Genomic DNA, 25,143 nt, shown 5'->3' with positions numbered 1-25,143 from the left:
CCGGACCTGTCGGTGCCCGGACCCGCAGGTGCCCGGACCCGCGGACACTCGGCCCGCAGGTGCCCGGCCCCGCGGACACTCGGCCCGCAGGTGCCCGGACCCGCGGGCGCCCGGACCCGCGGGCGCGGCGGCGCGGGTCAGCGGTGCTGGATGGTGCTCCAGCCGGGGACCTCGGCGGGCCGGCGCGGGCTGGGCCCGGTGTAGATGGCGGCCGGGCGCACCAGCTTGCCCAGCTGCTTCTGCTCCAGCACGTGCGCGCACCAGCCCGCGGTCCGGCCGCAGGTGAACATGGCGGGCATCATGTGCGCGGGCACCTCGGCGAAGTCGAGGATGACCGCGGCCCAGAACTCGACATTGGTCTCGATGGCGCGGTCCGGGCGGCGCTCGCGCAGCTCGGCCAGCGCGGCCTGCTCCAGCGCTGCCGCGACCTCGTAGCGCGGCGCCGCCAGCCGCTTCGCGGTGGCGCGTAGCACGCGGGCGCGCGGATCCTCGGCCCGGTACACCCGGTGGCCGAAGCCCATCAGCTTCTCCTTGCGGTCCAGGATGCCCTTGACCAGCGCCCGCGCGTCGCCGGTGCGCTCGACCTCCTCGATCATCGGGAGCACCCGGGCCGGGGCGCCGCCGTGCAGCGGCCCGGACATGGCGCCGATCGCGCCGGAGAGCGCCGCGGCCACGTCGGCGCCGGTGGAGGCGATCACCCTGGCGGTGAAGGTGGAGGCGTTCATGCCGTGCTCGGCGGCGGAGACCCAGTAGGCATCGATGGCCTCGGTGTGCTTCGGGTCCGGGTCGCCCTTCCAGCGGGTCATGAACCGCTCGGTGACGGTGGTGCACCGGTCGATCAGCTTCTGCGGCACCGCGGGCTGGTAGATGCCGCGCGCGGACTGCGCGACGTAGGAGAGCGCCATCACCGAGGCGCGCGCCAGATTCTCCCGCGCGGTCTCGTCATCGATGTCGAGCAGCGGCTGGTAGCCCCAGATCGGGGCGAGCATGGCCAGCCCGGCCTGCACGTCCACCCGGACGTCGCCGGTGTGCACCGGCAGCGGGAAAGGTTCGGCGGGCGGCAGCCCGCGGCCGAACTCGCCGTCCACCAGCAGTGCCCAGACGTCGCCGAAGGTGACCCGGCCGCCGACCAGGTCCTCGATGTCGACGCCGCGGTAGCGCAGCGCGCCGCCGTCCTTGTCCGGTTCCGCGATGTCGGTGGTGAAGGCGACGACGCCTTCGAGGCCACTCACGAAGTCGCTGGGTACCGCGGGGCTGGTAGTCATGGTGTGACTCTCCTTGCACTTCGGGTCGCAGCTCCGGCGACGGGTGACGCGCCGAGCACTGACGGATCAGCAGCACCTTAGCCCCCCGGCTACCCCGGAGTAACGTCTGACCCATGCCCGACCAGCAGAATGTCGACGAACTCGCCGCCATGCGAGTCGAATACGCCGCCTCGCAGGCCGACGGCGCCGGTGACCTGGACGAGTCCTGGGTGGCGGAGGGCTGGGCCCCGCTGCTCCGCCGCTGGATCGACGAGGCCCGCGCGGCAGGCGCGGTCGACCCCAACGCCATGGTGCTCGCCACCGTGCGCGCGGTGGACGGCACGCCGCGCCCGGTCGCCCGCACCGTGCTGTGCAAGGGGCTCTCGCCCGACGGCGTCGACTTCTATACCAACTACGAATCGGCCAAGGGCACCCAGCTCGCGGCGGTGCCCTTCGCCGCGGCGACCTTCCTCTGGCAGCCGGTGTCGCGGCAGGTGCACCTGCGCGGCCCGGTCGACAGGGTGGCGCCGGAGGTCACCGCGGCGTACTGGCGCTCCCGGCCGCGGGACTCCCGGCTCGGCGCCTGGGCCTCGGCGCAGTCGCGGCCGATCGGCTCGCGCGCCGCGCTCGACGCCGCGCTGGCCGAGGTCACCGCCCGCTTCGCCGATGTCGACGAGGTGCCGCTGCCGCCGTTCTGGGGCGGTTTCCGGCTGCGGCCGGAGGAGGTGGAGTTCTGGCAGGGCAGGCGGGGCAGGCTGCACAACCGGATAGTGGTCCGGCTCGGCGCCGAGCCGGAGGTCGCCCGGCTCCAGCCGTGAAATCGTCCCACCTTTAGGCTCGACGCGGTGAGACTGCTCGCCGACACCACTCCGCTGCGCACCCCCGCCTACCGGCGGCTCTGGACCTCCAACGTGGTCACGGTGATCGGCGCGCAGCTCTCGGTCGTCGCGGTGCCGCAGCAGATCTTCGCGATCACCGGCAGCTCCGGGTACGTGGGGCTGGCCGGGCTCTTCGGGCTGGTACCGCTGGTGGTCTTCGGGCTGTGGGGCGGCGCGCTCGCCGATGTCATGGACCGGCGGCTGCTGCTGCTGATCACGACCGCGGGCACCGGCCTCACCGCGCTCGCCTTCTGGGCGCAGGCCGCCGCCGGGCTCGGCAATGTCTGGGTGGTGCTCGGGCTCTTCGCGGTGCAGCAGGCGTTCTTCGCGGTCAACCAGCCGACCCGCAGTGCCGCCATCTCCCGGCTGCTCCCGCCGGAGCAGATGGCGGCGGCGAGCTCCCTGAACATGACCGTCATGCAGACCGGCGCCATCGCGGGGCCGGTGCTGGCAGGCGTGTTCATCCCGGTGGTCGGGCTGGCCACGCTCTACCTGATCGACGCCGTCGCGCTGCTCGCCACGCTCTGGGCGGTCTGGCGGCTGCCAGCCATCCCGCCCACCGGGGCCGTGCGCCGGGCCGGATTCCGTACGGTCTGGGCGGGTTTCCGCTACCTGGCCGGGCAGAAAGTTCTGCTCGCCTCGTTCGTGGTCGACATCATCGCCATGGTCTTCGGCATGCCGCGCGCGCTCTTCCCGCAGATCGCGCACGAGACCTTCGGCGACCCGGCCTCCGGCGGGATGGCGCTCGGGCTGCTCTTCGCCGCGCTCTCCGCCGGCGCGGTGCTGGGCGGGGTCTTCTCCGGCTGGATCCCGCGGATTCGCCGGCAGGGGCTCGCGGTGCTGGTCTGCATCGTGCTGTGGGGCGTGGCCATGATCGGCTTCGGGCTGGCCGTCGGCTTCGCCGGGCACCTGTTCGGGCTCGGCGTCTGGCTCTGGATCGCGCTCGCCTTCCTCGCCGTCGGTGGCGCGGTGGACATGGTCTCCGCGGCGCTGCGCACGGCGATGTTGCTGACCGTCGCCACCGACGAGATGCGCGGGCGGCTGCAGGGGGTATTCATTGTGGTCGTGGCCGGGGGGCCGCGGATCGGTGACGTTGCCCACGGTTTCGCCGCGGCCTCCCTGGGTACCGCTGTCGCCGCGGCCGGTGGCGGTGTGCTGGTGGTGCTGGCGACGGTGCTCGCCGCGGTCGCCTTCCCGGCATTCCTCCGCTACCGGATCACCCGGTCCGCGCAGGTACCCGCCGCCGGCTGAGCCCGGCAACCCTCACGTGACGATCCGCGGATTGTGAGGTCGCAGGCCCGGGCACCCTCGTGCGCCGTGGTCGGCGGGATGCGACTAGCGTCTAGGGGAAGCGCACCGACGTGCCGAGGCGCATGTCGATGCCGACGGTCCTAGCCTGAGAGGGATCCTGCCGTGCCCGTTGAGAACAACTCCAAGGTCGACAACGACGCCAAGCCGGTACTCGAGTACCCCGGCGGTCACTTCCCGATGACGGTCACCCCGGCCGCCGAGGGCAACGACGGCATCGACCTGGGAAAGCTGCTTGCCAGCACCGGGTATGTCACCTACGACCCCGGTTTCATGAACACCGCGCCGACCAAGTCGGCGATCACCTACATCGACGGCGCGGAGGGCATCCTGCGCTACCGCGGGTACCCGATCGAGCAGCTGGCCGAGTCCTCGACCTTCATCGAGGTCAGCTACCTGCTCATCTACGGTGAGCTGCCGACGCAGGCCCAGCTGGACGACTTCACAGACAAGATCCGCAGGCACACCCTGCTGCACGAGGATCTCAAGCGCTTCTTCGACGGCTTCCCGCGCAACGCGCACCCGATGCCGGTGCTCTCCTCGGCGGTCAACGCGCTCTCGGCGTACTACCAGGACTCGCTCGACCCGCGCGACCCCGAGCAGGTCGAGCTCTCCACCATCCGGCTGCTGGCCAAGCTGCCCACCATCGCCGCGTACTCGTACAAGAAGTCCGTGGGCCAGCCCTTCCTCTACCCGGACAACTCGCTCTCGCTGGTGGAGAACTTCCTCCGGATGACCTTCGGCTTCCCGGCCGAGCCGTACCTGGTCGACCCCGAGGTCGCCGCCGCGCTGGACATGCTGCTCATCCTGCACGCCGACCACGAGCAGAACTGCTCCACCTCGACGGTGCGGCTGGTCGGCTCCTCCGACGCCAACCTCTTCACCTCGGTCTCCGGCGGCATCAACGCGCTCTGGGGCCCGCTGCACGGCGGCGCCAACCAGGCCGTGCTGGAGATGCTGGACGGCATCAAGCAGTCCGGCGGCGACGTCAACGAGTTCATCCGCAAGGTCAAGAACAAGGAAGACGGCGTGAAGCTCATGGGCTTCGGGCACCGCGTCTACCGCAATTACGACCCGCGCGCCGCGCTCGCCAAGAAGCACGCCGACCGCATCCTGAGCAAGATCGGCGGCGGCGACGAGCTCTTCGACATCGCGCAGGCGCTGGAGGAGGCCGCGCTCACCGACGACTACTTCGTCGAGCGCAAGCTCTACCCGAACGTCGATTTCTACACCGGCGTCGTCTATAAGGCCATGGGCTTCCCGACCCGCATGTTCACCGTGCTCTTCGCCATGGGCAGGCTGCCCGGCTGGATCGCGCACTGGCGCGAGATGCACAGCGAGCCGCTGAAGATCGGCCGCCCGCGGCAGATCTACACCGGGTACGGCGCCCGCGACTACAACGACATCACCGCCCGCTGACAACTATCGAAGGGGATAGCGAATGACCAAGCCGGAGATCGAATTCCAGGCCGGCCCTGCGCCCACCGAGCTCGTGATCAAGGACATCGTCGAGGGTTCCGGGCAGGAAGCGGTGCCGGGTGGCACCGTGGAAGTGCACTACGTCGGCGTCGAGTTCGATACCGGTGCGGAGTTCGACTCCTCGTGGACCAGGGGCGAGTCGATCACCTTCCCGCTGCGCGGGCTGATCCAGGGGTGGCAGGACGGGATTCCCGGGATGAAGGTGGGTGGGCGGCGGCAGCTCACGATTCCGCCGGAGCTGGCGTACGGGCCCGCCGGGGGCGGGCACCAGCTCTCCGGCAAGACGCTGGTCTTCGTCATCGATCTGCTGAACGCCAACTGATCTCTCGCCACATGGCCCGTCACTTCGGTGACGGGCCATGTGGCGTTTCCAGGGGTTTTGCACCCCCTCCGGGGGTGCGCCCACTCGACGGCGAGCTTCGCCGCCGGGCAGTGCGGTGCGCTGTACTCGAAGGTGCCGGGCGGGAGCCCAGCGGGTCGCGCTGCTGGGGCGATCGGGAGGAGCTGTTCGGGGGCGCACCCGGGTCAGTCGCGGACTACCTCGACGGGGTCGGTGAGGGCGAGGGCGATCGCGGACTGCTGCGGGGCGGGGCGGGCCGGGAGGGCGGAGACGGCGGCGTCGGTCTGGGTATTGAGATTGCCGACGACCGTGCGGAGCTGGGTGATGCCCGCGGTGAGCTGGGCGATGGCGTCGAGGAGCTGGGCGCCGCCCTGCTCGGCGAGGCGGGGGAGATCCTTGGCTAATTCGGCGCCCTGGCCGAGCTGGGTGCTTGCGTCACGCAGGCGGGCGACGACGGTGCGGAGGAGGGTGCCGAGGTCGGTCTCGGGGTCGACGGCGCCGCCGACCAGTTCACCGAGGCCGGTGAGCTGCGTTCCCGCCTGGGCGGCGACCCCGCGCAACCCCTCCAGCCTCGCGATGATCTCGGCGAGCGCCGGATCGTCGGCGAAGGGCAGCGCCCGCAGCAGCGGCACGACCTGGTCCAGCCCGGCTCCGACGGTGTTCGCGGTGCCCTCCACCTGCGCGATGGTGACCCCGGTGGTGTCCAGCGCACCGGCCAGCTGATCGGCCTGCGCCGCCGCGCCGTCCACCGTCTCGTTCAGCAACTCGACGGCCGAGGTGAGCGACGCCGCACCGGTTTTCGCGAAATCCAGGAACCCGAGCAGCTGCTCCGCACCACCGCTGAACTGCTCGGCCCCGGTCGCCGCCGCGGCCACCCCGGCATTGAGCAGCTGCGCCGTGAACTGCACCCCGGTCATCCGGCTGCGTGCGTTCGCGGTGGCGGCCAGGGCCGCGTCCACCCCCGCCGCGCCGATCCGGTGCGTCACCAGATCGACCGCCCCGTCCACGAAGGCGCTGTCGGCGTCCGGGTGCGACCGCACGTTCAGCGTGGCCCGATGCGGCCGATCGGTGGCGAGCGTGCCCATGGCCTCGGTGAGATCGGCGGGCAGCGTGACCACCGCGGCGAAGGCGCCCGCGTCCACCTCGCCGGGCGCGACCGCGGTCCAGCTGTACCCGCCGCCGTCCTGCGCGAGCTGCTGCGCGACCTTCGCTCCCGTCGGCCCGGTATCGGCATTGACCAGCGCGATCCCGGTCGGCGCGGAATCCGCGCCCGCACAGGCGACGGCGGTGCCCGCCAGCAGGACACCGGTGAGCAGCAGGGGGAGGCGGAGAATCTTCACGGCATCCGACCGTAGCCATCGAACCTGGCTGTACCGCAGCAGAACTCTGAGAGTTCAGTGAGGTTCGCGCGGCGGCAGGTCGAGCACCAGCCGCACCCCACCCAGCGTGCCGTCGTCGAAATACGCCCGCCCCCGGTGCAATCGGGCCTGCTGCGCCACGAGTGCCAGCCCGAGCCCGGAGCCGCCCTTGCCCGCCGCGCTGCCCCGGAAGAACCGCGCGAACACCCGCCCGCGCTCCGCCTCCGGCAGCCCGCTGCCATTGTCGTCGACGGTCAGCACGATGTGCCCGTCCGCCCGCCGGTGCGCCGCGACCAGCGCCTCGGTGGCGCCGCCGTGCCGCACCGAATTGGCGAGCGCATTGTCCACCGCCAGCCGGAGCCCGGCGGGCAGCCCGGTGGTGACCAGCTCGGCATCGGTCTCGATCCGCACCTTCAACCCGGGGAAGTGCCGCATGGCGTCGTGCGCGGCCTGGTCGCAGAGCTCGGCGACATCGGTGGCCACGTGGTCGCGGTCCTGCACCAGGTCGCCGGTGGCCAGCCGCTCCAGCGCGGCCAGCGTGGTCTCCACCCTGGTCTGGCCGCGCTGCAGGTCGGCCAGGATTTCGGCGCGCTGCGATTCGTCCAGGTCCAGGGTGCGCAGCACCTCCAGGTCGGTGCGCATGGCGGTGAGCGGGGTGCGCAGCTCGTGCGCGGCGACGGCGGCGAAATCGCGCGCCGTCTCCAGCGCGGCGGCGGTCTCGGCCTGGGCCAGATCCACCCGCTCCAGCATGGTGTTCACCGCGTCGGCCAGCTTCTCCGCCTCGTGCACCCCGGCCGCGGCCACCGGATGCGTGGCGTCCGGGTCGGGGAAGGCGCTGCGCGCGCTGACCTGCCGGGTGAGCCGGGTGATCGGCCGCACCGCGGCGCCGGCCAGCAGCCAGCCGAGCGCCGCCGCCGCCGCGATGGCAAGCAGTGCGCCGCCGAGCACCCAGCGCTGTTGCTGCGCGGTGAGCTCGGCGGCGTCGGCGGCCGGGATGCCGATCGCGACCACCCGGCCGTCGGGTTGGTTCGCCGACGTGGTCAGCACCCGGTAGGGCACCCCGCCCACCTCCTCGGTGCGCGAGCCGAGCGGTAGCTCCGGGAGCTGCGGCGGGCTGGCGGCGGTGACGGCGCCGCCGTCCCGCACGGTGACCGAGAGCTCCGCGTCGAGCCCGATCAGCCCGAGGAAGTTCACCGCGACCACCGGCTCGATCAGGATGATCCGGGAGGCGATGCCGAGCTGCTGGTCGATCTGCTGCAGGTTGTTGCGCTCGATGGCGCGCAGGCTGATCAGGCTGATCAGCGTCACCACCACGATCGCGCCCGCGGCGGCCGAGCCCGCGACCCGGGTGCGCAGCGAGAAGGAGCGCTTCACCGGGGTGGGCGCAGCACGAAGCCGACGCCGCGAATGGTGTGCAGCAGCCGCGGGGTGCCGTCCGCCTCCAGCTTGCGGCGCAGGTAGCCGACGAAGACATCGACCACATTGGTGTCGGCCACGAAGTCGTAGCCCCAGACCAGCTCGAGCAGCCGCTCCCGGCTCAGCACGACACCGGTATTCCTGGCCAGCGTGGAGAGCAGCTCGAATTCCCGCTTGGTGAGCTCGATCTCGGCGCCGTGCAGCAGCGCGCGGTACCCCGCGACATCCACCTCCAGCGGGCCGATGGTGATCGCGCCGGGCGCGGAGGGGGCCACCGGGTCGGTGCGGCGGCGCAGCAGCGCCCGGATCCTGGCCACCAGTTCGGCCAGCACGAACGGCTTGACCAGGTAGTCGTCGGCGCCGGACTCCAGCCCCGAGATCCGGTCGTCCACCGAGGCGCGGGCGCTGAGCACGCAGATCGGCACCTCGTTGCCCATGGCGCGCAGCGCCGTCACCACGCCCGCGCCGTCCAGCACCGGCATGTTCATATCCAGCACGATGGCGTCCGGGGTGTGCTCGCTGACGCTGCGCAGCGCGACCGCGCCGTCCCTGGCCACCAGCACCTGGAAGCCGGAGAGCCGCAAGCCGCGCTCGACGGACGCGAGCACATCCTCGTCGTCGTCCACAACGAGCACAGTGGGATTAATGGTCACAGCTCCCATTCTCCAAGTCGCCCCCGAGTAACAAGCCCACAAGGGGGCGAGTCTTACGAGCCCCGTTCGCGGCCCGTCCCGCCGCCGAGTGCTCGAAGCGCATGCGCCGTAGGCGCGAGTCTCGAGTACTCGGCGGCGGGACTTTCAGGGGCCGCGAACACGTCCGGCGAAGCCGGACCGATTAATACTGCGCGCAGGTGTTTGCGACCCTCTGGAGGACGCCCGCGAGCTGCTGGGTGCGGGGGTCGTTCTGGGCCTGCTGCGCCGCCTCCGGGTTCTCCTGGATGGCACGCTCCAACTCGGCGCGGCGCTGCGCGGGCGGAACGTCGAAGCGCTCGGCCAGCTCGGCCTTCTGCTCCGGGTAGGCATCGATCAGCGCGGCGATCTGCGGCGCTTCGGCGTGCAGCGCGGCATCCACCTGGGCGAAGCTGCAGTCGGAGCGCAGCAGCGGCTCGGCCAGCTGATCCAGCGGGGCGGCCGAGGCGGCGCCCGACGAGAGCAGCACGCCGACGGCGGCGATACCGCTGGCGGCGAGCGAGGCGACGATGGGGCGACTGCGGAAGGACTTCATGTGTAGCTCCAGATCATCGGGGGTGCGCCGCCCTCGCGAGCGGCGATCACCCGAAGGGTATTGCCGTGAACTGGCATGCCCATGAAGCGTCTCTGAGGAAACTGTGAGGACGAATCGTCGCGAGATCGTAAAGCGCGCTACTCGCCCGCGGGCAGGTTCAGCCGCACCCGGTCCTCGAACGCGGTGAGCACCGCCGGATCCTCGATGGTGGCGGGCATCTCGACCTCCTCACCCGCGGTGATCTGCCGGATCGTGCGCCGCAGGATCTTCCCGGACCTGGTCTTGGGCAGCGCCGTCACCACCACCACGTCGTGTAGCGCGGCGATCGCCCCGATCTGCTCCCGCACCCGGGCGATCAGCTCGGCCTTCAGCTCCTCCGGCGCCACCTCGACCCCGGCCTTGAGCACCACGTAGGCCAGCGGCCGGTGCCCCTTGAGCTCGTCCGGCACCCCGACCACCGCGCACTCCGCCACCGCCGCGTGCCCGGCCACCGCGGCCTCGATGCTGCCGGCGGAGAGCCGGTGCCCGGCCATATTGATCACGTCGTCGCTGCGCCCGAGCACGAAGAGGTAGCCGTCCTCGTCGAAGTAGCCGGAGTCGCCGGTCAGGTAGTGCCCGGGGAAGGCGGCGGTGTAGCTGCGCTCGAAGCGGTCGTCGTCGTGCCACAGCCCGGTCAGGGTGCCGGGCGGCAGCGGCAGCCCGATGACGATATTGCCCTCGGTACCGGCGGGCACCGGGTTGCCCTCGGCGTCGAGCACCCGGATCCGGAAGCCGGGCACCGGCACGCTGGCCGACCCCGGCTTGATCGGCAGCTGCTGCAGCCCGAGCGGGTTGGCGCAGATCGGCCAGCCGGTCTCGGTCTGCCACCAGTGGTCGACCACCGGGCACTCGGGGCGATCGGCGAGCAGCACGTCGGCGGCCCACTCGTAGGTGGCCGGGTCCAGCCGCTCGCCCGCGCAGAAGAGCGCGCGCAGCCCGGAGAGGTCCGAGCGGTGCGCCAGCGCGGCGTCCGGGTCGGCTCGGCGGATGGCGCGCAGCGCGGTCGGCGCGGTGAAGAGCACCCGCACGCGCTGCTCCTGCACGATCCGCCAGAACACCCCGGCGTCCGGGGTGCCGACCGGCTTGCCCTCGTACATCAGCGTGGTCGCGCCGACCAGCAGCGGGGCATAGACGATATAGGAGTGGCCGACAACCCAGCCGACATCGGAGGCGGCCCACATCACCTGTCCCGGCCCCACGTCATAGATATTGCGCATGGACCAGGCGAGCGCGACGGCGTGCCCGCCGTTGTCCCGCACCACGCCCTTCGGCTTGCCGGTGGTGCCCGAGGTGTAGAGGACATAGAGCGGGTCGCTCGCCCGCACCGGCACCGGCTCGGCGGCGGGGGCGTCGCGCACCGCCTCCGCCCAGTCCAGCCAGCGGCCCTCGGACTCGGCGAAATCGCGGGGCTGCCCCCACTGCGGCCGCTGCTTGACAATCACCGTCGCCGTCGACCCGGCCAGCTCCAGCGCCCGCTCGACGATCGGCAGGTAGTCGATGTTCCGGCTGGGCTCGAGGCCGCCGGAGGCGGTGAGGATCAGCACCGGCTCGGCGTCGGAGATCCGGGCCGCCAGCTCCGGCGCCGCGAAGCCGCCGAACACCACCGAGTGCACCGCGCCGATCCGGGCGCAGGCCAGCATGGCGACCGCGGCCTCCGGGATCATCGGCAGATAGATCACGACACGATCGCCCGCCCGCACCCCGAGCCCGGCCATGGCGCCGGCGAAGCGCGCGACCCGGTCCAGCAGCTCGGTGTAGGTGAGCGTGCCGGTCACCAGCTCGCCGGGCTTGGTCATCGAGGAGACGTGGATCAAGGCGGGTAGATCGCCGTGGCCGGCCGCGATGTGCCGGTCGAGCGCGTTCACCGAGGTGTTCAGCGTGGCCTCCGGGAACCACTCGGCGACCGGCTTGTGCGCGGACTCGACGATCTTGCCGGGCGGGACCACCCACTCGATATGCTCGGCGGCCGCCGCCCAGAACTCCGCGGGATCCACCAGGCTGGTCTGGTAGACCGGCCGATATTCGTGTTCGGTGCTCACCGGTGCTCCCTCGTTCGCCTGTCCTGCGATGTCTACTCGGTGACCTTCCGCTCGGCCGTACCCGCCTCGATAGATCAGCACGATTGTGGCAGACTTCACGCGACGCCCGGACGGGTGCCGCGACCTCCGGTTTTGCCTGGAACAGGCGATTCCTGGTCGCTACCCGTAGACGGCGTCACCCGAGACGTTATTGATCCGTTAGAATCCGATGTCACTTGTTTGGGCCGTCGCAGACGCAAATTCTCGGCCAGCCGCACCTCCGGGCCAGCTCCACCTGTCGAGCCAAGCACGCGATTGTGGAAGTTCGCTGATGGTGCGTGGCGGAGGCCAGTTTGGAAAGTGAGTGGGAAATGCGTGACGCCGCTAGGTCCGGCAGGAAGCGCTGGGCGCTCGGCAACTGGGACCTGCGCTGGAAGGTCACGGCCGTGCTCGCCGTGCCGCTCGCGGTCGCGGTCGGGCTCGGCGTTTCGAGGATCACCTCGGAGTTCGCGGAGGCCGGCCGGCTGGCCCGGGTCGCCGAGAACGTCACCGCGATTCCGGCGGTCACGGGCCTGAGCGCGGGCACGGCCACCGTGGTCGGTTCCCAAATGGTGTCGCTCATGCCGAATTCCTCCGTCGTCACCGATCAAAACCTGGCCGACCTGGACACGGCGATCGCCGAGGCCGAGGCCGCCGCGGGCAGCCTGGACGGCGTGAGCGGGGCACGGGCGGCGCTGGACAGCATGATCAACGACGCCAAGGCCGTGCGCACCCAGGGCAAGGCGCCGACGACGCAGTTCTCGGACGGTCTCGCGGTGATCGACCGGGTGCGCAACAACAGCGTCCGGGTCGTGGAGGCCGCGGTCGGCCAGGTCAGCGACCCCCGCGTGGACCAGGCGAAGCTGCGGCTGGTCGATTCGATGAACACCCGCTCCACACTGGTCGCCGAGCTGGCCGGCTTCGGCGAGGTGCTGCGCGACCGGGAGGCGGGCGTGCAGGCCTTCCTCACCGCCGCCGCCGCCGAGCGCCAGCTGCTGAACGTGCTCGCCAACCGCTTTCCGGCGGGCGACACCTCCATCGCCGACCTGCGCGCAGGCATCGACACCCGCACCGAGCTGCTCACCGGTCCGGCCGCGATGGCCGGCCAGCTGCCCATCGGCGAGCTCAAGAACTCGCTCACCGGCAGCCTGGATGTCTACGAGCGCGTCGTCGCCAGAGCGACCCGCGATATCGACACCGCGATGAACGACCTGGCCTCCACCGCCAACCGCGGCGCCATCACCTACACCGGCGTCGTGATCGCGACCATCCTGGCCGCGCTGCTGCTCGCCGTCTTCGTCGCGCGCTCGATGATCGTGCCGCTGCACCGGTTGCGGCTGGCCGCGCTCCGGGTCGCCGAGAGCGACCTGCCGCACGAGGTCGCCCAGCTCCGCACCGGCGCCGCCCCCGAGGACGTGCCGCTGGAGCCGATGCCGATCCGCAGCACCGAGGAGATCGGCCAGCTGGCCCGCGCGGTGGACGACATCCACGGCCAGGCGCTGCGCCTCGCGAGCGACCAGGCGCAGATGCGCTCGCAGGTCAACGACATGTTCGAGACCCTGGCCCGGCGCTCCAAGTCGCTCGTCGACCATCAGCTCAGCCTGATCGAGGCGATGGAGTACGACGAGAAGGACCCGCGGCTGCTGGAGAACCTCTTCCGGCTCGACCACCTCGCCGCCCGCATGCGCCGCAACGGCGACAACCTGCTGATTCTGGCCGGCACCAAGCAGCGCAGGGCCAAGTCGGCCCCGGTCGAGATCGCCGACGTGCTGCGCGCCGCGATCTCCGAGGTGGAGGATTACGAGCGGGTCAAGCTGGGCGCCACCCCGCGCGGCTCGCTCAAGGAGCCCGCCGCCTCCGACCTCGCGCACCTCTTCGCCGAGCTGCTCGACAACGCGCTGCGCGCCTCGCCGCCGGAGACCGACGTCAAGTTCACCTTCGCGCAGGCGCACGACCAGGGGCTGCTCATCGAGGTCGCGGACCGCGGCATCGGCATGCCGCCGCCGGAGATGGCCGAGATCAACCGCAGGCTGGAGAAGACCGCCGAGCCGGGGCCGGACACCGCCCGCCACATGGGGCTCTTCGTGGTCGGCAGGCTGGCCGAGCGGCACGGGCTCACCGTGCGGCTGCGCCCGACCTTCGACACCGCGCGCGATCCCGGCGTCACCGTCACCGTGCACGTCCCGGTCGGGCTGATCGTCTCCGGCCAGGCCGGTGTGCCCAAGGCGGCGCCGGTGGTGCCGTCGCCCGGCCAGCCGCAGCGGCCGCAGCAGACGGCTCCGGCCGCGCCCGCCGCCCCGGCTGCGCCGATGCAGACCCGATCGATCCAGCGGACGACGGGAGGAAACGTCATGGTGACCGTTGATCCCGGGGTCAGCGGACCGATCTCGACCCGCCCGGGTCCCGGCGCCGCGGCCGGCGGGCTACCGCAGCGGCAGCCGGGCGATGCCATGGCCAAGGCGAGCGGGCAGCCGGGCGGGGCCAGCCTGCGCTCGGCCTCCGAAGCCGCTGCCGCCGCCGCTGCCTCCGCGCCCGCCGCCGGGCCGGGAAGCGCGCCGCAGCTGGGCAAGCTGGCGGCGGCGAATCTGCCCAAGCGCACCGTCGGCGGGGCCGTGCCGCCCCGTCAGCCGGGTACACCGCAGCCCGGGCCGGGCGGTACTCCGCAGCCCGGGCCGGGCGGTACTCCGCAGCCCGGGCCGGGCGGTACGCCGCCGCGCGCGCCCGCGCCGAACGGGACCGGCGGGCTGCCGCAGCGGCAGCCGGGCGCCAATGGTGCGCCCGCTGGTGGCTTGCCGCAGCGGCAGCCGGGGGCCAATGGTGCTCCGGCCGGGGAGCGGCCCGGTGATTCCGCGCCGCCGTCCGGGCCGATGAACCTGGCGGGTGCGCCCGCCGAGCCGCGGACCGAGCGTCCGGGTGGGCTGCCGCAGCGGCAGCCGGGCGCCTCGGGCGCCCCGCGTCCCGCGCCGGGGATCTCGCACCCCGGGGCCGTCCCGTCGCGTCGGCCCGGCGCCGAGCCGCCGCGCGAGCCCGCCTCCGGGCTGCCGCAGCGGGAGCCGAGGGAGACGCCGCTGCCGTCACGCGAGGTGCCGCTGGCGTCGCGGGAGACCGGGTTGCCGCAGCGGCAGTCGGGTGCCGGGGATCGCGGTGCCCCCCCGCAGGGGCTCGCCGGGCGCGGGGAAGGTGCGCCCGGTCGCGACACCGGTCTGCCGCAGCGTGGCGACGGTCTGCCGCCGGGTGCGCCCGGTGGGCTGCCGCAGCGGGGTGAGAACGGGCTGCCCGGCCGTGCGGGCGGGCTGCCGCAGCGTGACGGGCTCGTCGGCCGGGATACCGGCCTGCCCCAGCGGGGCGACAACGGCCTCCCGCAGCGCGGTGACAACGGCTTGGCGTCGCGCGACGGCGGTCTTCCGCAGCGCGGTGAGAACGGCTTGCCGCAGCGCGGTGAGAATGGTCTGTCGTCGCGCGACGGCGGGCTGCCGCAGCGGGGTGAGAACGGCTTGTCGTCCCGCGACGGTGGTCTTCCGCAGCGCGGTGAGAACGGCTTGCCGCAGCGCGGTGAGAATGGTCTGTCGTCGCGCGACGGCGGGCTGCCTCAGCGGGGCGACAGCTTGCCGCAGCGCGGCGAGAACGGCCTGCCCCAGCGTGACGGCGGTCTTCCGCAGCGTGGGGACAACGGCATCCCACAGCGCGACAACGGCCTCCCCCGGCGGGGCGAGAACGGCCTCCCGCCGCGGGACGGCTCGCTCCCGCAGCGCGGCGACAACAGCCTTCCGCTGCGCGGCGAGGCAGGCGCACCCCAGCGCGGCGAGAACGGCCTCCCCGGCCTCCCGCAGCGGGGCGAGAACGGCCTGCCCGCCCGCCAGCCGGGAGCGCAGACCCCGCCCGGCCTCCCGCGCCGCAACCCCGGCGCCATGGTGGCCCCGAACGAGCCGGTCCCGCCGAGCATCGCGCTCCCGCGCCGCGCCCAGGCCGAGCCCGCCTCCGGCGCCCAGCCCGAGGTCGGCGCGGAGACCGGAAGGCACAGCAGGGCCAACCCGCAGCGCACCGCCTCGTTCTTCCAGAGCAGGCTGCAGCCCGCGCCCGAGGGCGGCGCACCGGCGGGCGGCTCGCCGATCTTCGCCGAGATGATGTCGGCGTGGCTCTCCGATCCCGATCCCAGCCGGTCCGAGGCCGCCGCCGCGTTCGAGTCGCCGGGCGACGAGGGCTGGCTGGCCGCCCGCAGGGCCAGTGAGGCCCAGTCCGAGAACCGCACCGCCGCGGGCTTGCCGCAGCGCGCTCCGGGTGTTCGACTCGTCCCCGGCGCCGTGAGCGGCGCGGCGAACCGGACCCCGCCGCGTGACCCCGAAACGATCAGGTCCAGCTTGAGTCGTCACCAGCAGGGCGTCCGGGATGGCCGCGCCATGAGAGCAATGAACCTAACCGGAGATAAAGGAGACCTATGAACCCCGATCTAGGTGGTACGAACCGTCAGCTCGATTGGCTGGTTTCGAACTTCGCCAACGAGGTTCCCGGCGTTGCCCACGCAGTCCTGGTCTCCGCTGACGGCCTACTCATGGCCGCGAGTGCGCAACTGCCCGTCGACCGGGCCGAACAGCTCTCCGCGGTCACCGCAGGCCTGGCCAGTCTCTCGGTCGGTGTGTCGAATCTGTTCGAAGGCGGTACGGTACTGCAATCCGTCGTCGAGATGGAGCACGGCTACCTGCTGCTGATGGCTGTGGGCGACGGTTCGTACCTCGCGGTACTGACCAACACGTCCTGCGACATCGGCCAGGTCGGATACGAAATGGCCTTGTTGGTGGAGCGTGTGGGCCAGACGGTGCAGGCCACCCCACGCGTCACGATGGGTTCCTGATGGTGGGATGGACATAGACGATCACCGCATGGGAGGCGCCGAGCCCAGTCTCGTTCGCCCGTACTCGCTGACCGCGGGCCGCACGAGGCCTGCGGTCGAGTTGGCGTTGGAGGCGCTCGTCGCTTCCCATCCGGTCGCCCTGGAGCGGCAGTTCGAACTGTCCAACATCGAAACGTCCATCGTGGAGTTGTGCAGAGAATCGCCGTCCGTCGCCGAGGTCGCGGCGCGGCTCGGGATACCGATCGGCGTAGCCCGGGTCCTCGTGGCAGACCTCATCGAAGCGGGCCATGTCCGCGTCTCGGCGACTTTGAAAGACGATTCCAGCGACGATGAGCGTCGCGAGCTGATCGAAAGGGTTCTCAGTGGACTCCGGCGTATTTGATTCGACGGCGCAGGTCGACACCCGCACCAGCAAGCCGACGTCGGCGAAGATCGTGGTAGCGGGAGGTTTCGGCGTCGGCAAGACCACCATGGTCGGAGCCGTCTCGGAGATCGTCCCGCTCCGCACCGAGGCGCTGGTGACCAATGCCAGCACCGGAATCGACAATCTGACCGGCATCCCGATGAAGTCCACCACCACCGTGGCCATGGACTTCGGCCGGATCAGCCTCGCCGATGACCTGGTCCTCTACCTGTTCGGCACGCCGGGGCAGTATCGCTTCTGGTTCATGTGGGACGACCTGATCCGCGGCGCCATCGGCGCCGTGGTGCTCGTCGACACCCGCAGGCTGGAGGACAGCTTCGCCGCCGTCGACTACTTCGAGGCGCGCAACCTGCCGTTCCTGGTGGCGCTCAACGAGTTCGACGACGCGCCGCGGTACCCGCTGGAGGACATCCGGCAGGCGCTCGCGGTCCCCGCCGACGTGCCGATCATGTCGATCGACGCGCGGCGCCGGGAGCCGGCCAAGCAGGCGCTGGTCTCGCTCACCGAGTACGCGCTGCGCAAGGTGATGCAGGGCTACTGAGCGCACCCGCGTGGGCACGTCCGCACGAGAACTCATCGATCGGCTGCTCGACCCGGGTACCTTCGTGAGCTGGGACCGGCCACCGGTGCCGGTGGGCGCATCGCGCTCGTACCGCGCGGAGCTGGCGAGGGCCGCCGCGGCAGCGGGCACCGACGAGTCGGTGCTCACCGGTGAAGGGCTGCTGCGGGGGCGCCGGGTCGCGGTGCTCGCGTGCGAGTTCGGCTTCCTGGCCGGCTCGATCGGGGTCGCCGCGGCGGAGCGGATCACGGTGGCGATCGAGCGCGCCACCGAACTCGGGCTGCCGCTGGTCGCCTCGCCGACCTCGGGCGGCACCCGGATGCAGGAGGGCACCGTCGCCTTCGTGCAGATGGTGAAGATCGCCGGGGCGGTGGCCGCGCACAAGGCGGCGGGCCACCCGTACCTGGTCTACCTGCGCAACCCCACCATGGGCGGGGTCTTCGCATCCTGGGGCTCGCTGGGGCACATGACCTTCGCCGAGCCGGGCGCGCTCATCGGCTTCCTCGGGCCGCGGGTCTACCAGGCGCTGTACGGCGAGCCGTTCCCGGACGGCGTGCAGACGGCGGAGAACCTGTACCGGCGCGGGGTGATCGACGGGGTCGTCGGGCTCACGGTGTTCCGGCGGATCGCGTACCGCGCGCTGAGCGTGCTCAGCGGGGAGGTCGTCCCCGACGCCACCGCAGGCAGAGCCGACCGGTTCGTTCCTCCCCCCGGCGCGGCCGGTGGTGCCGCCTCGGCCTGGGAGTCCGTGCTCATCTCGCGCAAGCCGGAGCGTCCAGGGCTGCGCGACCTGCTGCGCCACGTGACGCACCGGGTGCCGCTGAGCGGCACCGGGCAGGGCGAGCACGACCGCACGGTGGTGCACGCGCTGGCCCGGTTCCGCGGGCGGCCGTGCGTCGTCTTCGGCCACGACCGCGCCGGCTATGGCTTCGAGGCAGTCGGGCCCGCCGTGCCCGACGCCGCCCCGCTGCATGAGGCGATGGGCCCGGCCGCGCTGCGCGAGGCCCGCCGCAGCATGGCCCTGGCCCGCGAGCTCGAGCTCCCGCTGGTGCTCGTCATCGACACCGCGGGCGCGGCGCTCTCGAAGGAGGCCGAGGAGCGCGGCCTCGCCCCGGAGATCGCCCGCTGCATCGCCGACCTCGTCACCCTGCCGACCCCGACCCTCTCGGTGCTGCTCGGCCAGGGCGCGGGCGGCGGCGCGCTGGCCCTGCTCCCCGCCGATCGGGTGCTCGCCGCCACGCATGCCTGGCTCGCCCCGCTGCCGCCGGAGGGCGCGAGCGCCATCGTGCACCGCGACACCGGGCACGCCGCCGAACTCGCCGCCGCGCAGCGCATCGGCGCCCCCGACCTGCTCGCCGACGGCGTGATCGATCGCATCGTGCCCGAGCTGCCGGACGCCGCCGCCGAGCCGGTGGCCTTCGCCCGCCGCACCGTCGCGGCGATCGCCGACGAGCTCGCCGAGCTCACCGCCGCGCCGGACGGCGGCCGCGCGGCGGCAAGGTACCACCGCTTCCGGACGCTCGGCTTGCCGGATCAGGTGGGCCAACACACCGAAAAGCGTCGTTGACGCCTCGCCGAACCTTTCCTACGGTCGGTGTGTGACTTTCCGAAGCGATAAGAGCGCTGTACCTACGATCGTCCTGCCCGACGGGAACGTGATCCCGCAACTCGGCTTCGGAGTGTTCCAGGTGCCCGCGGACGAGGCGGCGACCGTGGTCGCCAAGGCCCTGGAGGTGGGCTACCGCAGCATCGACACCGCCGCCATCTACCGCAACGAGGAGGGCACCGGCCGCGCCATCCGCGAATCCGGGCTCTCCCGCGACGAGGTCTACGTGACCACCAAGCTGTGGAACTCCGAGCAGGGGTACGACTCCACGCTGCGCGCCTTCGACGCGAGCATGAAGCGGCTCGGGCTCGATTACCTGGATCTGTACCTCGTGCACTGGCCGGTCCCGAAGGCCGACCGCTACGTCGACACCTTCAAGGCGTTCCAGGCGCTCAAGGCCGACGGCCGGGTGCGCTCGATCGGCGTCTCCAACTTCACCCCCGCGCACCTGGAGCGGATCATCGCCGAGACCGGCGAGATTCCGGCGGTCAACCAGGTCGAGCTGCACCCGCGGCTCATCCAGGCGCCGCTGCGCTCCTTCCACCAGTCGCACGGCATCGCCACCGAGGCGTGGAGCCCGCTCGGCCAGGGGCGGGTGCTGGACGACCCGGTGATCACCTCGATCGCCAAGCAGGTCGAGCGCACCCCGGGGCAGGTCGTCATCCGCTGGCACCTGCAGCTCGGCAATATCGTCATCCCCAAGTCGGTGACGCCGGAGCGCATCGAGTCCAACTTCGACGTCTTCGGCTTCGAGCTCACCACCGAGCAGGTCGAGGCGATCAGCGGCCTGGACGCCGACGCCCGCATCGGCCCCCACCCCGACGACCTCACCGCCGGGCTCGACTAGCCCTTCCGGCCGATACCCAGGTACTCGGTGAGCTCGGTCGCCGCCGCCCGGCCTGCCCGGTTCGCCCCGACCGTGCTCGCCGACGGCCCGTAGCCGATGAGGTGGATGCGCGGGTCGGCGGCGACCCGGGTGGCCAGCCGGCCGTCCATGGTGATGCCGCCGCCCGGCCCGCGCAGCCGCAGCGGGGCGAGGTGGTCGAGCGCGCTGCGAAAGCCGGTGGCCCAGAGGATCACGTCGGCGCGCTGCGCGCGGCCGTCGGCCCAGCGCACGCCGTCCGGCTCGATGGCGCTGAACATCGGGTTCCAGTCGAGCACGCCGCGGGCGCGGGCGGCGCGCAGCCGGTCGTCCAGCGGGAGGCCGGTCACCGAGACGACCGAGCCGGGCGGAAGGCCGCGGCGCACCCGATCCTCGACCCTGGCGACGGCGGCGCGGCCGTCCTCTTCGGTGAACGGCGTCTCCCGGAAGCGCGGCGCGGTGCGGGAGACCCAGGTGGTCGTGGTGACGGTCGAGATCTCGTCCAGCAGCTGCACCGCGGAGATGCCTGCGCCGACCACCACCACGTGCTGCCCGGCGAACTCGCCGGGCGTGCGGTAGTCGTGGGTGTGCAGCTGCCTGCCGCGGAAGGTGCCCGCGCCGGGGTAGTGCGGCACGAACGGGTGCTCCCAGGTGCCGGTGGCGTTCAGCAGCCCGCGCACCCGCAGCGTGCCCGCGGTGTCGGTCTCCACGGCCAGCTCGGGGGCGCGGTCGCAGACCACCGTGGCCGTGACCGGGCGGCGCACCCGCAGGTCGAAGCGCCGCTCGTAGCGCTCGTAGTAGCGGGGGACGGCGGTGGCGGCGGGCGCGCTCGCGGAGCCGGGCGGCAGCGTCTCGGCGAACTCCATGCCCGGCAGGTCGTGCACCCGGTTCACGGTGCTCAGCGTGAGCGTCGGCCAGCGGAACTGCCAGGCGCCGCCCGGGCCGGGTGCGTGGTCGAGCACCAGGAAGTCGTGCTCCGGCCGCAGGCCGCGGCGGCGCAGGTGGTAGGCCGCGGAGAGCCCGGCCTGGCCGGCGCCGAGCACCAGGATGTCGTAGTCGGTCGGCACGGCAGCGATGCTAATCGGCGACGCGGCGTGATCCGGCTCGCGTGCCGGGGTAGGCGGTGCTCGCTGTGGCAGAGTTGGAACAGCAGAAGGTGGTCGGTATTCAGCCGGGGAGGACGCATGCTCGGAGTCAACCGCGACGGTGACGTCGTCGGCATCGAACTACAGCGCGAGGATCGCCGGAACGCGCTCAACACCGACATGGTGATCGCGCTGCGCGAAGCGGTGCTGGCCGCGGTCGCCGAGGACGCGCGCGCCGTCGTCATCTCCGGCCGCGGCAAGGTCTTCAGCGCGGGCGCCGACCTCTCCGGCATCTACTCGGAGAACTTCCTGGACGAGCTGCTTGCCATGCTGCACACCATCGAGGCCGCGCCGGTGCCGGTGATCAGCGCCATCCACGGCGCCGCCTACGGCGCGGCGGTGCAGCTCGCGCTCGCCTCCGACCTGCGGGTGGTCGACCCGGATGCCTACATCGCCATCCCCGCCGCCCGGCTCGGCGTCACCGTCGACCGGTGGACCGCGCACCGGCTGGCCGCGCTGATCGGCGGCGGCCCGGCCCGCACCGTGCTGCTCGGCGCCGAGCAGATCTCCGCCGCCGACGCCTACACCTTCGGCTTCGCCAACAAGCTCGGCACCGTAGCCGACGCGCACACCTGGGCGAAATCCATCGCCGAGCTCGCGCCGCTCTCGCTCCGGCACCTCAAGCTGGTGCTCAACGACGACGGCACCAGGCAGCCGGAGAACGCGCAGCAGCGCGCCGCGCTCGCCGCCGCCTGGGGCAGCGAGGACGCCGCCGAGGCCCGATTGGCGCGCGAGCAGAAGCGCGCCCCGAGATTCGTGGGACGCTGATGAACTTCCGTACCGCCGCCGCATTCGGACTCGCCGCCGCCGGGCTGACCTGGGTGGTCAGGGCCGCATGGGGGCTGCCGTCGGCGCTCGGCGCCGGGGCAACCGCCATCCAGCCCATCGCCACCGGCGCCATCGGCTACCGGGACCGCCGCTTCCACAACACCGAGCCGAGCTCGGCCATCGACCCGCAGGCCGGCGGTTCGCTGCTGGTCTCCGCGCTCAGCGGGCGCGCGGCCGGGCGGCCGCGCGGCCGGGTGCCGCTGGTCGAGCCGGAGCTGCCGCGGGACGCCGCCGAGCTCGCCGTCACCTGGTACGGCCACGCCACCGCGCTGGTCGAGGTGGACGGCTACCGGGTGCTCGCCGATCCGGTCTGGAGCCACCGGGTCTCGCCGTCGGAGCTGGTCGGCCCGGCCCGGCTGCACCCGGTGCCGGGCGCGCTGGAGGCGCTGCCCGCGCTGGACGCGGTGATCATCTCGCACGACCACTACGACCACCTGGACAAGCCGACCGTGCTCGGGCTGGTGCGCACCCAGGTCGCGCCGTTCGTGGTGCCGCTCGGCATCGGCGCGCACCTGCGGCGCTGGGGTGTGCCGGAGCACCGCATCGTGGAGCTGGACTGGGGCGGCTCGGTCACGCTCTCCGGCGGCCTCACCCTGACCTGCACCGAGGCCAGGCACTTCTCCGGGCGCGGGCTGGTGCGCAACACCACGCTGTGGGCATCCTGGTCGATCGCCGGGCCTACCCGCCGGGCCTACTTCGGCGGCGACACCGGCTACACCGCTGCCTTCGCGCAGGCGGGCGCGGCCACCGGCCCGTTCGACCTCACCCTGCTCCCGGTCGGCGCCTACGACGTGCGCTGGCGCGACATCCACATGAACCCCGAGGAGGCGGTGCACGCGCACGCCGACCTCAACCGCGGCGACGCCGGGCACGGGGTCCTGGTCCCGATCCACTGGGCCACCTTCAATCTTGCGTTCCACCCCTGGTCCGAACCGGTTCGCCGGCTGATAGCCGCGGCCGAGCAGGCGGGTACCCCGATCGCGATCCCGCGGCCGGGGCAGCGGCTGGATCTCGCAACCCCGGCGGCCACGGATCCATGGTGGGAGAATGTGGATAAATCAGGCACCAGACCGGAGGAGCAGCGATGAGTTTCGCGGACAATCTCAAGGGCCTCGTCAGCAAGGGTAAGGACGCGGCGGCGAAGAACTCCGACAAGATCAACCAGGCCGTCGATAAGGCGGGTGACTTCGTCGACAACAAGACCAAGGGCAAGTACCGCAACCAGATCATCAAGGGCAAGGAAGCCGCCAAGAAGGTGGTTCCGCCGCAGCAGCCGCCCGGCGGCCCGCGGCCCTGACGCCCGCGCACCGCGATGACCCGCCGTGACTTCGGTGGCGTTCCGGTCGAGCTGAGCAACCTGGAGAAGGTGCTCTATCCGGCGACCGGCACCACCAAGGGCGAGGTCATCGCCTACTACGCGGCCGTGGCGCCGGCGATGCTCCCGCACATCGCCGGTCGCCCGGTGACCAGGAAGCGCTGGCCGAACGGCGTCGGCAGCGCGGCCTTCTTCGAGAAGAACCTGGCCGCGCACGCCCCCGCGTGGCTCGATCGCCGCACCCTGAAGCACTCCGACCGCTCGGTCACCTACCCGCTGGTCGACTCCGAGGCGGGGCTGGCCTGGCTCGGCCAGCAGGCATCGCTGGAGGTGCACGTCCCGCAGTGGCGCTTCGAGGGCGACGCGCGGGGGCCCGCCACCCGGCTGGTCTTCGACCTCGACCCGGGGCCGGGCGCCGGGCTCGCCGAGTGCGCGCGGGTGGCCTGCCTGGTGCGCGAGCTGGTCGAGGACATCGGGCTGCGCAGCTACCCGGTGACCAGCGGCAGCAAGGGGATTCACCTCTACGTGCCGCTGGACCGCCCGGTCGGCTCGGCGGGCGCCTCCACCGTCGCCAAGCAGGTCGCCACCAATCTGGAGCGGCTGCACCCCGAGCTGGTGACCGCCACCATGGCCAAGGCCGCCCGGCCCGGCAAGGTCTTCCTGGACTGGAGCCAGAACAACGCCGCCAAGACCACCATCGCCCCCTACTCGCTGCGCGGCCGCGCCGAGCCGAACGCCGCGGCGCCGCGCTCGTGGGCCGAGATCGAGGACGGCGCGGCGCTGCGGCACCTGCGCTTCGACGAGGTGCTCGCCCGCTACCGCGCCGACGGCGACCTGCTCGACGGCCTGGACGAGCTCGGCCCCGACGCGCTGGCCAGGTACCGCTCGATGCGCGACCCGGCCCGCACCCCCGAGCCGGTGCCCGCCGCGCGCCCCGCGCCCGGACCGGGCAACCGCTACGTGGTGCAGGAGCACCACGCGCGCAGGCTGCACTGGGACGTCCGGCTGGAGCGCGACGGCGTGCTGGTCTCCTGGGCGGTGCCGAAGGGCCCGCCCACCTCGACCGAGCAGAACCGGCTCGCCGTGCACACCGAGGACCACCCGTTGGAGTACCTGACCTTCCACGGCAGCATTCCGAAGGGCGAGTACGGCGGCGGCGAGATGACCATCTGGGATTCCGGCACCTACGACACCGAGAAGTGGCGCGACGACGAGGTCATCGTGCGCTTCCGCGGCGAGCGGCTGACCGGCCGCTACGCACTCATCCGTACCAGGGGCAACCAGTGGCTCATGCACCTCATGCGCGAGCAGCCCGCCGTCGCCGAGCTGCCGCGCGGGCTCGCGCCGATGCTCGCCACCCCCGGCGAGGTCGGCGAGATCGACGGCGGGGACTGGTATTTCGAGACCAAGTGGGACGGCTTCCGGATCATCCTGGAGTTCGACGGCGAGCGGATCACGCTGCGCAGCAGGCGCGGCAGCACGGTGAACGACCGCTACCCCCGAATCGCCGCGCTGGCAGCGGAACTCGGCGGGCACCGGGTGGTGCTGGACGGCGAGGCGGTGGTCTTCGACGAGCGCGGCATCGCCAATCTCGCGCTCATGCAGGCGGATCCGGCTGCCGCCGTCTTCGTCGCCTTCGACCTGCTCTTCCTGGACGGCACCTCGCTGCTCCGCAAGCGCTGGACCGACCGGCGCCGGGTGCTGGAGGCGCTCGCCGCGACGGTGCCTGCGCTGCGGGTGCCGCCGCTGCTCGACGGCCCCGGCGCCGCCGCCGTCGAACACAGCAGGGCGGAGGGGTCCGAGGGGGTGCTCGCCAAGCGCGGCGATTCCGTGTATTTGCCCGGCAAACGCGGCCACGCCTGGGTGAAGCAGCGCAACTGGCGCACCCAGCGGGTGGTGGTCGGCGGCTGGCGGCGCAGCGAGGCGCGCAGCTTCAAGTCGCTGCTGGTCGGCATCCCGCACGACGGCGGGCTCTACTATGCGGGCCGGGTCGGCACCGGCTTCGACGAGAACGACCTGGCTGACCTGGCCGAACGGCTGAAGGGGCGGGAGCGCCGCACGCCGCCGTTCGACAATGCGCTCACCGCGGAGGAGCGCAGGGAGGCGGTGTGGGTGGAGCCGGAGATCAGCGGCACCGTCCGCTTCATGAACTGGACCGAGGCAGGCAGGCTCTGGCACCCGGCCTGGCTCGGCGCCGACTGAAAACGGGTTG

At 72.4% G+C, this 25,143-nt stretch carries 21 protein-coding genes; 14 read left to right on the top strand and 7 right to left on the bottom strand.

The window, feature by feature from the left end:
- Positions 1-137 precede the first annotated feature (137 nt).
- A complete protein-coding gene (locus tag NH2_RS01945; protein WP_067647114.1) occupies positions 138-1,265 on the bottom strand; it encodes a citrate synthase 2 in 1,128 nt (375 codons plus the stop codon).
- A gap of 113 nt (positions 1,266-1,378) precedes the next feature.
- On the opposite strand from NH2_RS01945, the gene pdxH reads away from it, so the two are divergent.
- From pdxH to NH2_RS01925, 4 genes are all read left to right on the top strand, one after another.
- Positions 1,379-2,062: a pyridoxamine 5'-phosphate oxidase gene (pdxH, locus tag NH2_RS01940; RefSeq protein ID WP_067647111.1), complete on the top strand. Its 684-nt coding sequence runs from the start codon at positions 1,379-1,381 to the stop codon at positions 2,060-2,062.
- Between the two features lie 27 nt (positions 2,063-2,089).
- Positions 2,090-3,373, top strand: a complete 1,284-nt coding sequence (locus NH2_RS01935; RefSeq protein WP_067647108.1) for an MFS transporter — start codon at positions 2,090-2,092, stop codon at positions 3,371-3,373.
- 162 nt (positions 3,374-3,535) lie between these two features.
- Positions 3,536-4,849, top strand: coding sequence for a citrate synthase (locus NH2_RS01930; protein WP_084505135.1), 1,314 nt, complete (start codon positions 3,536-3,538; stop codon positions 4,847-4,849).
- A 22-nt stretch (positions 4,850-4,871) separates the two neighbouring features.
- Positions 4,872-5,231, top strand: coding sequence for an FKBP-type peptidyl-prolyl cis-trans isomerase (locus NH2_RS01925; protein ID WP_067647105.1), 360 nt, complete (start codon positions 4,872-4,874; stop codon positions 5,229-5,231).
- Positions 5,232-5,434: 203 nt separating this feature from the next.
- Here the strand turns inward: NH2_RS01925 and NH2_RS01920 are convergent, their stop codons facing one another.
- From NH2_RS01920 to NH2_RS01900, 5 genes are all read right to left on the bottom strand, one after another.
- On the bottom strand, positions 5,435-6,589 hold the full coding sequence (locus NH2_RS01920) for a YhgE/Pip domain-containing protein (protein ID WP_067647102.1): 1,155 nt from the start codon (positions 6,587-6,589) through the stop codon (positions 5,435-5,437).
- A 54-nt stretch (positions 6,590-6,643) separates the two neighbouring features.
- The gene (locus NH2_RS01915; RefSeq protein WP_174552783.1) at positions 6,644-7,981 is read right to left on the bottom strand and encodes a sensor histidine kinase; all 1,338 of its coding nucleotides are present in this window, start codon (positions 7,979-7,981) and stop codon (positions 6,644-6,646) included.
- Positions 7,978-8,685 carry a response regulator transcription factor gene (locus NH2_RS01910; protein ID WP_067647099.1) on the bottom strand — a complete coding sequence of 236 codons (708 nt, stop codon included), beginning with the start codon at positions 8,683-8,685 and terminating at the stop codon, positions 7,978-7,980. The genes NH2_RS01915 and NH2_RS01910 overlap by 4 nt, the downstream gene beginning before the upstream one ends.
- Before the next feature lie 172 nt (positions 8,686-8,857).
- A complete protein-coding gene (locus NH2_RS01905; protein WP_067647096.1) occupies positions 8,858-9,247 on the bottom strand; it encodes a hemophore-related protein in 390 nt (129 codons plus the stop codon).
- Positions 9,248-9,384: 137 nt separating this feature from the next.
- Positions 9,385-11,325, bottom strand: coding sequence for an AMP-binding protein (locus NH2_RS01900; protein ID WP_067647093.1), 1,941 nt, complete (start codon positions 11,323-11,325; stop codon positions 9,385-9,387).
- A 350-nt stretch (positions 11,326-11,675) separates the two neighbouring features.
- Between NH2_RS01900 and NH2_RS01895 the strand changes: the two genes are divergently transcribed.
- The 6 genes from NH2_RS01895 to NH2_RS01870 are packed head-to-tail and all read left to right on the top strand — an operon-like array spanning position 11,676 to position 19,628.
- Positions 11,676-15,782: an ATP-binding protein gene (locus NH2_RS01895; protein ID WP_084505134.1), complete on the top strand. Its 4,107-nt coding sequence runs from the start codon at positions 11,676-11,678 to the stop codon at positions 15,780-15,782.
- A complete protein-coding gene (locus NH2_RS01890) occupies positions 15,779-16,192 on the top strand; it encodes a roadblock/LC7 domain-containing protein (RefSeq protein WP_011207200.1) in 414 nt (137 codons plus the stop codon). Before NH2_RS01895 ends, NH2_RS01890 begins: the two co-directional genes overlap by 4 nt.
- 7 nt (positions 16,193-16,199) lie before the next feature.
- A complete protein-coding gene (locus NH2_RS01885) occupies positions 16,200-16,574 on the top strand; it encodes a DUF742 domain-containing protein (RefSeq protein WP_067647090.1) in 375 nt (124 codons plus the stop codon).
- The gene (locus NH2_RS01880) at positions 16,555-17,157 is read left to right on the top strand and encodes a GTP-binding protein (protein WP_174552782.1); all 603 of its coding nucleotides are present in this window, start codon (positions 16,555-16,557) and stop codon (positions 17,155-17,157) included. The genes NH2_RS01885 and NH2_RS01880 overlap by 20 nt, the downstream gene beginning before the upstream one ends.
- A gap of 10 nt (positions 17,158-17,167) precedes the next feature.
- Positions 17,168-18,742, top strand: a complete 1,575-nt coding sequence (locus tag NH2_RS01875) for a carboxyl transferase domain-containing protein (protein ID WP_067647088.1) — start codon at positions 17,168-17,170, stop codon at positions 18,740-18,742.
- A gap of 31 nt (positions 18,743-18,773) precedes the next feature.
- A complete protein-coding gene (locus tag NH2_RS01870; protein WP_067647085.1) occupies positions 18,774-19,628 on the top strand; it encodes an aldo/keto reductase in 855 nt (284 codons plus the stop codon).
- On the opposite strand, the gene NH2_RS01865 is transcribed toward NH2_RS01870, so the two are convergent.
- Entirely contained in the window at positions 19,625-20,710 is a 1,086-nt protein-coding gene (locus tag NH2_RS01865; RefSeq protein ID WP_067647082.1) for an NAD(P)-binding domain-containing protein, read from the bottom strand. The two genes, NH2_RS01870 and NH2_RS01865, sit on opposite strands and share 4 nt — an antisense overlap.
- Positions 20,711-20,827: 117 nt before the next feature.
- Between NH2_RS01865 and NH2_RS01860 the strand changes: the two genes are divergently transcribed.
- From NH2_RS01860 to NH2_RS01845, 4 genes are read left to right on the top strand one after another with little or no spacing between them, the layout of a single operon-like run.
- Positions 20,828-21,556, top strand: coding sequence for an enoyl-CoA hydratase (locus NH2_RS01860; RefSeq protein WP_067647079.1), 729 nt, complete (start codon positions 20,828-20,830; stop codon positions 21,554-21,556).
- Positions 21,556-22,704: an MBL fold metallo-hydrolase gene (locus NH2_RS01855; protein ID WP_067647077.1), complete on the top strand. Its 1,149-nt coding sequence runs from the start codon at positions 21,556-21,558 to the stop codon at positions 22,702-22,704. The genes NH2_RS01860 and NH2_RS01855 overlap by 1 nt, the downstream gene beginning before the upstream one ends.
- On the top strand, positions 22,701-22,913 hold the full coding sequence (locus tag NH2_RS01850; RefSeq protein WP_067647075.1) for an antitoxin: 213 nt from the start codon (positions 22,701-22,703) through the stop codon (positions 22,911-22,913). The genes NH2_RS01855 and NH2_RS01850 overlap by 4 nt, the downstream gene beginning before the upstream one ends.
- 15 nt (positions 22,914-22,928) lie before the next feature.
- Positions 22,929-25,133: an ATP-dependent DNA ligase gene (locus NH2_RS01845; RefSeq protein WP_067647073.1), complete on the top strand. Its 2,205-nt coding sequence runs from the start codon at positions 22,929-22,931 to the stop codon at positions 25,131-25,133.
- Positions 25,134-25,143: the final 10 nt, after the last annotated feature.

Origin of the sequence: Nocardia harenae NBRC 108248, assembly GCF_001612885.1 — a bacterium.
Lineage (GTDB): Bacteria > Actinomycetota > Actinomycetes > Mycobacteriales > Mycobacteriaceae > Nocardia > Nocardia harenae.
Note: the sequence above shows the minus strand (reverse complement) of the source record. Positions and strands in the feature narration are given on the sequence as shown.

What these genes read in the sequence shown, in the direction of transcription:
- NH2_RS01860 (WP_067647079.1), top strand. Translation starts at nt 20,828, where the DNA reads ATGCTCGGAGTCAACCGCGACGGTGACGTCGTCGGCATCGAACTACAG.
- NH2_RS01925 (WP_067647105.1), top strand. Translation starts at nt 4,872, where the DNA reads ATGACCAAGCCGGAGATCGAATTCCAGGCCGGCCCTGCGCCCACCGAG.
- NH2_RS01885 (WP_067647090.1), top strand. Translation starts at nt 16,200, where the DNA reads ATGGACATAGACGATCACCGCATGGGAGGCGCCGAGCCCAGTCTCGTT.
- NH2_RS01910 (WP_067647099.1), bottom strand. Translation starts at nt 8,685, where the DNA reads ATGGGAGCTGTGACCATTAATCCCACTGTGCTCGTTGTGGACGACGAC.
- NH2_RS01945 (WP_067647114.1), bottom strand. Translation starts at nt 1,265, where the DNA reads ATGACTACCAGCCCCGCGGTACCCAGCGACTTCGTGAGTGGCCTCGAA.
- pdxH (WP_067647111.1), top strand. Translation starts at nt 1,379, where the DNA reads ATGCCCGACCAGCAGAATGTCGACGAACTCGCCGCCATGCGAGTCGAA.
- NH2_RS01905 (WP_067647096.1), bottom strand. Translation starts at nt 9,247, where the DNA reads ATGAAGTCCTTCCGCAGTCGCCCCATCGTCGCCTCGCTCGCCGCCAGC.
- NH2_RS01890 (WP_011207200.1), top strand. Translation starts at nt 15,779, where the DNA reads ATGAACCCCGATCTAGGTGGTACGAACCGTCAGCTCGATTGGCTGGTT.
- NH2_RS01895 (WP_084505134.1), top strand. Translation starts at nt 11,676, where the DNA reads ATGCGTGACGCCGCTAGGTCCGGCAGGAAGCGCTGGGCGCTCGGCAAC.
- NH2_RS01855 (WP_067647077.1), top strand. Translation starts at nt 21,556, where the DNA reads ATGAACTTCCGTACCGCCGCCGCATTCGGACTCGCCGCCGCCGGGCTG.
- NH2_RS01845 (WP_067647073.1), top strand. Translation starts at nt 22,929, where the DNA reads ATGACCCGCCGTGACTTCGGTGGCGTTCCGGTCGAGCTGAGCAACCTG.
- NH2_RS01850 (WP_067647075.1), top strand. Translation starts at nt 22,701, where the DNA reads ATGAGTTTCGCGGACAATCTCAAGGGCCTCGTCAGCAAGGGTAAGGAC.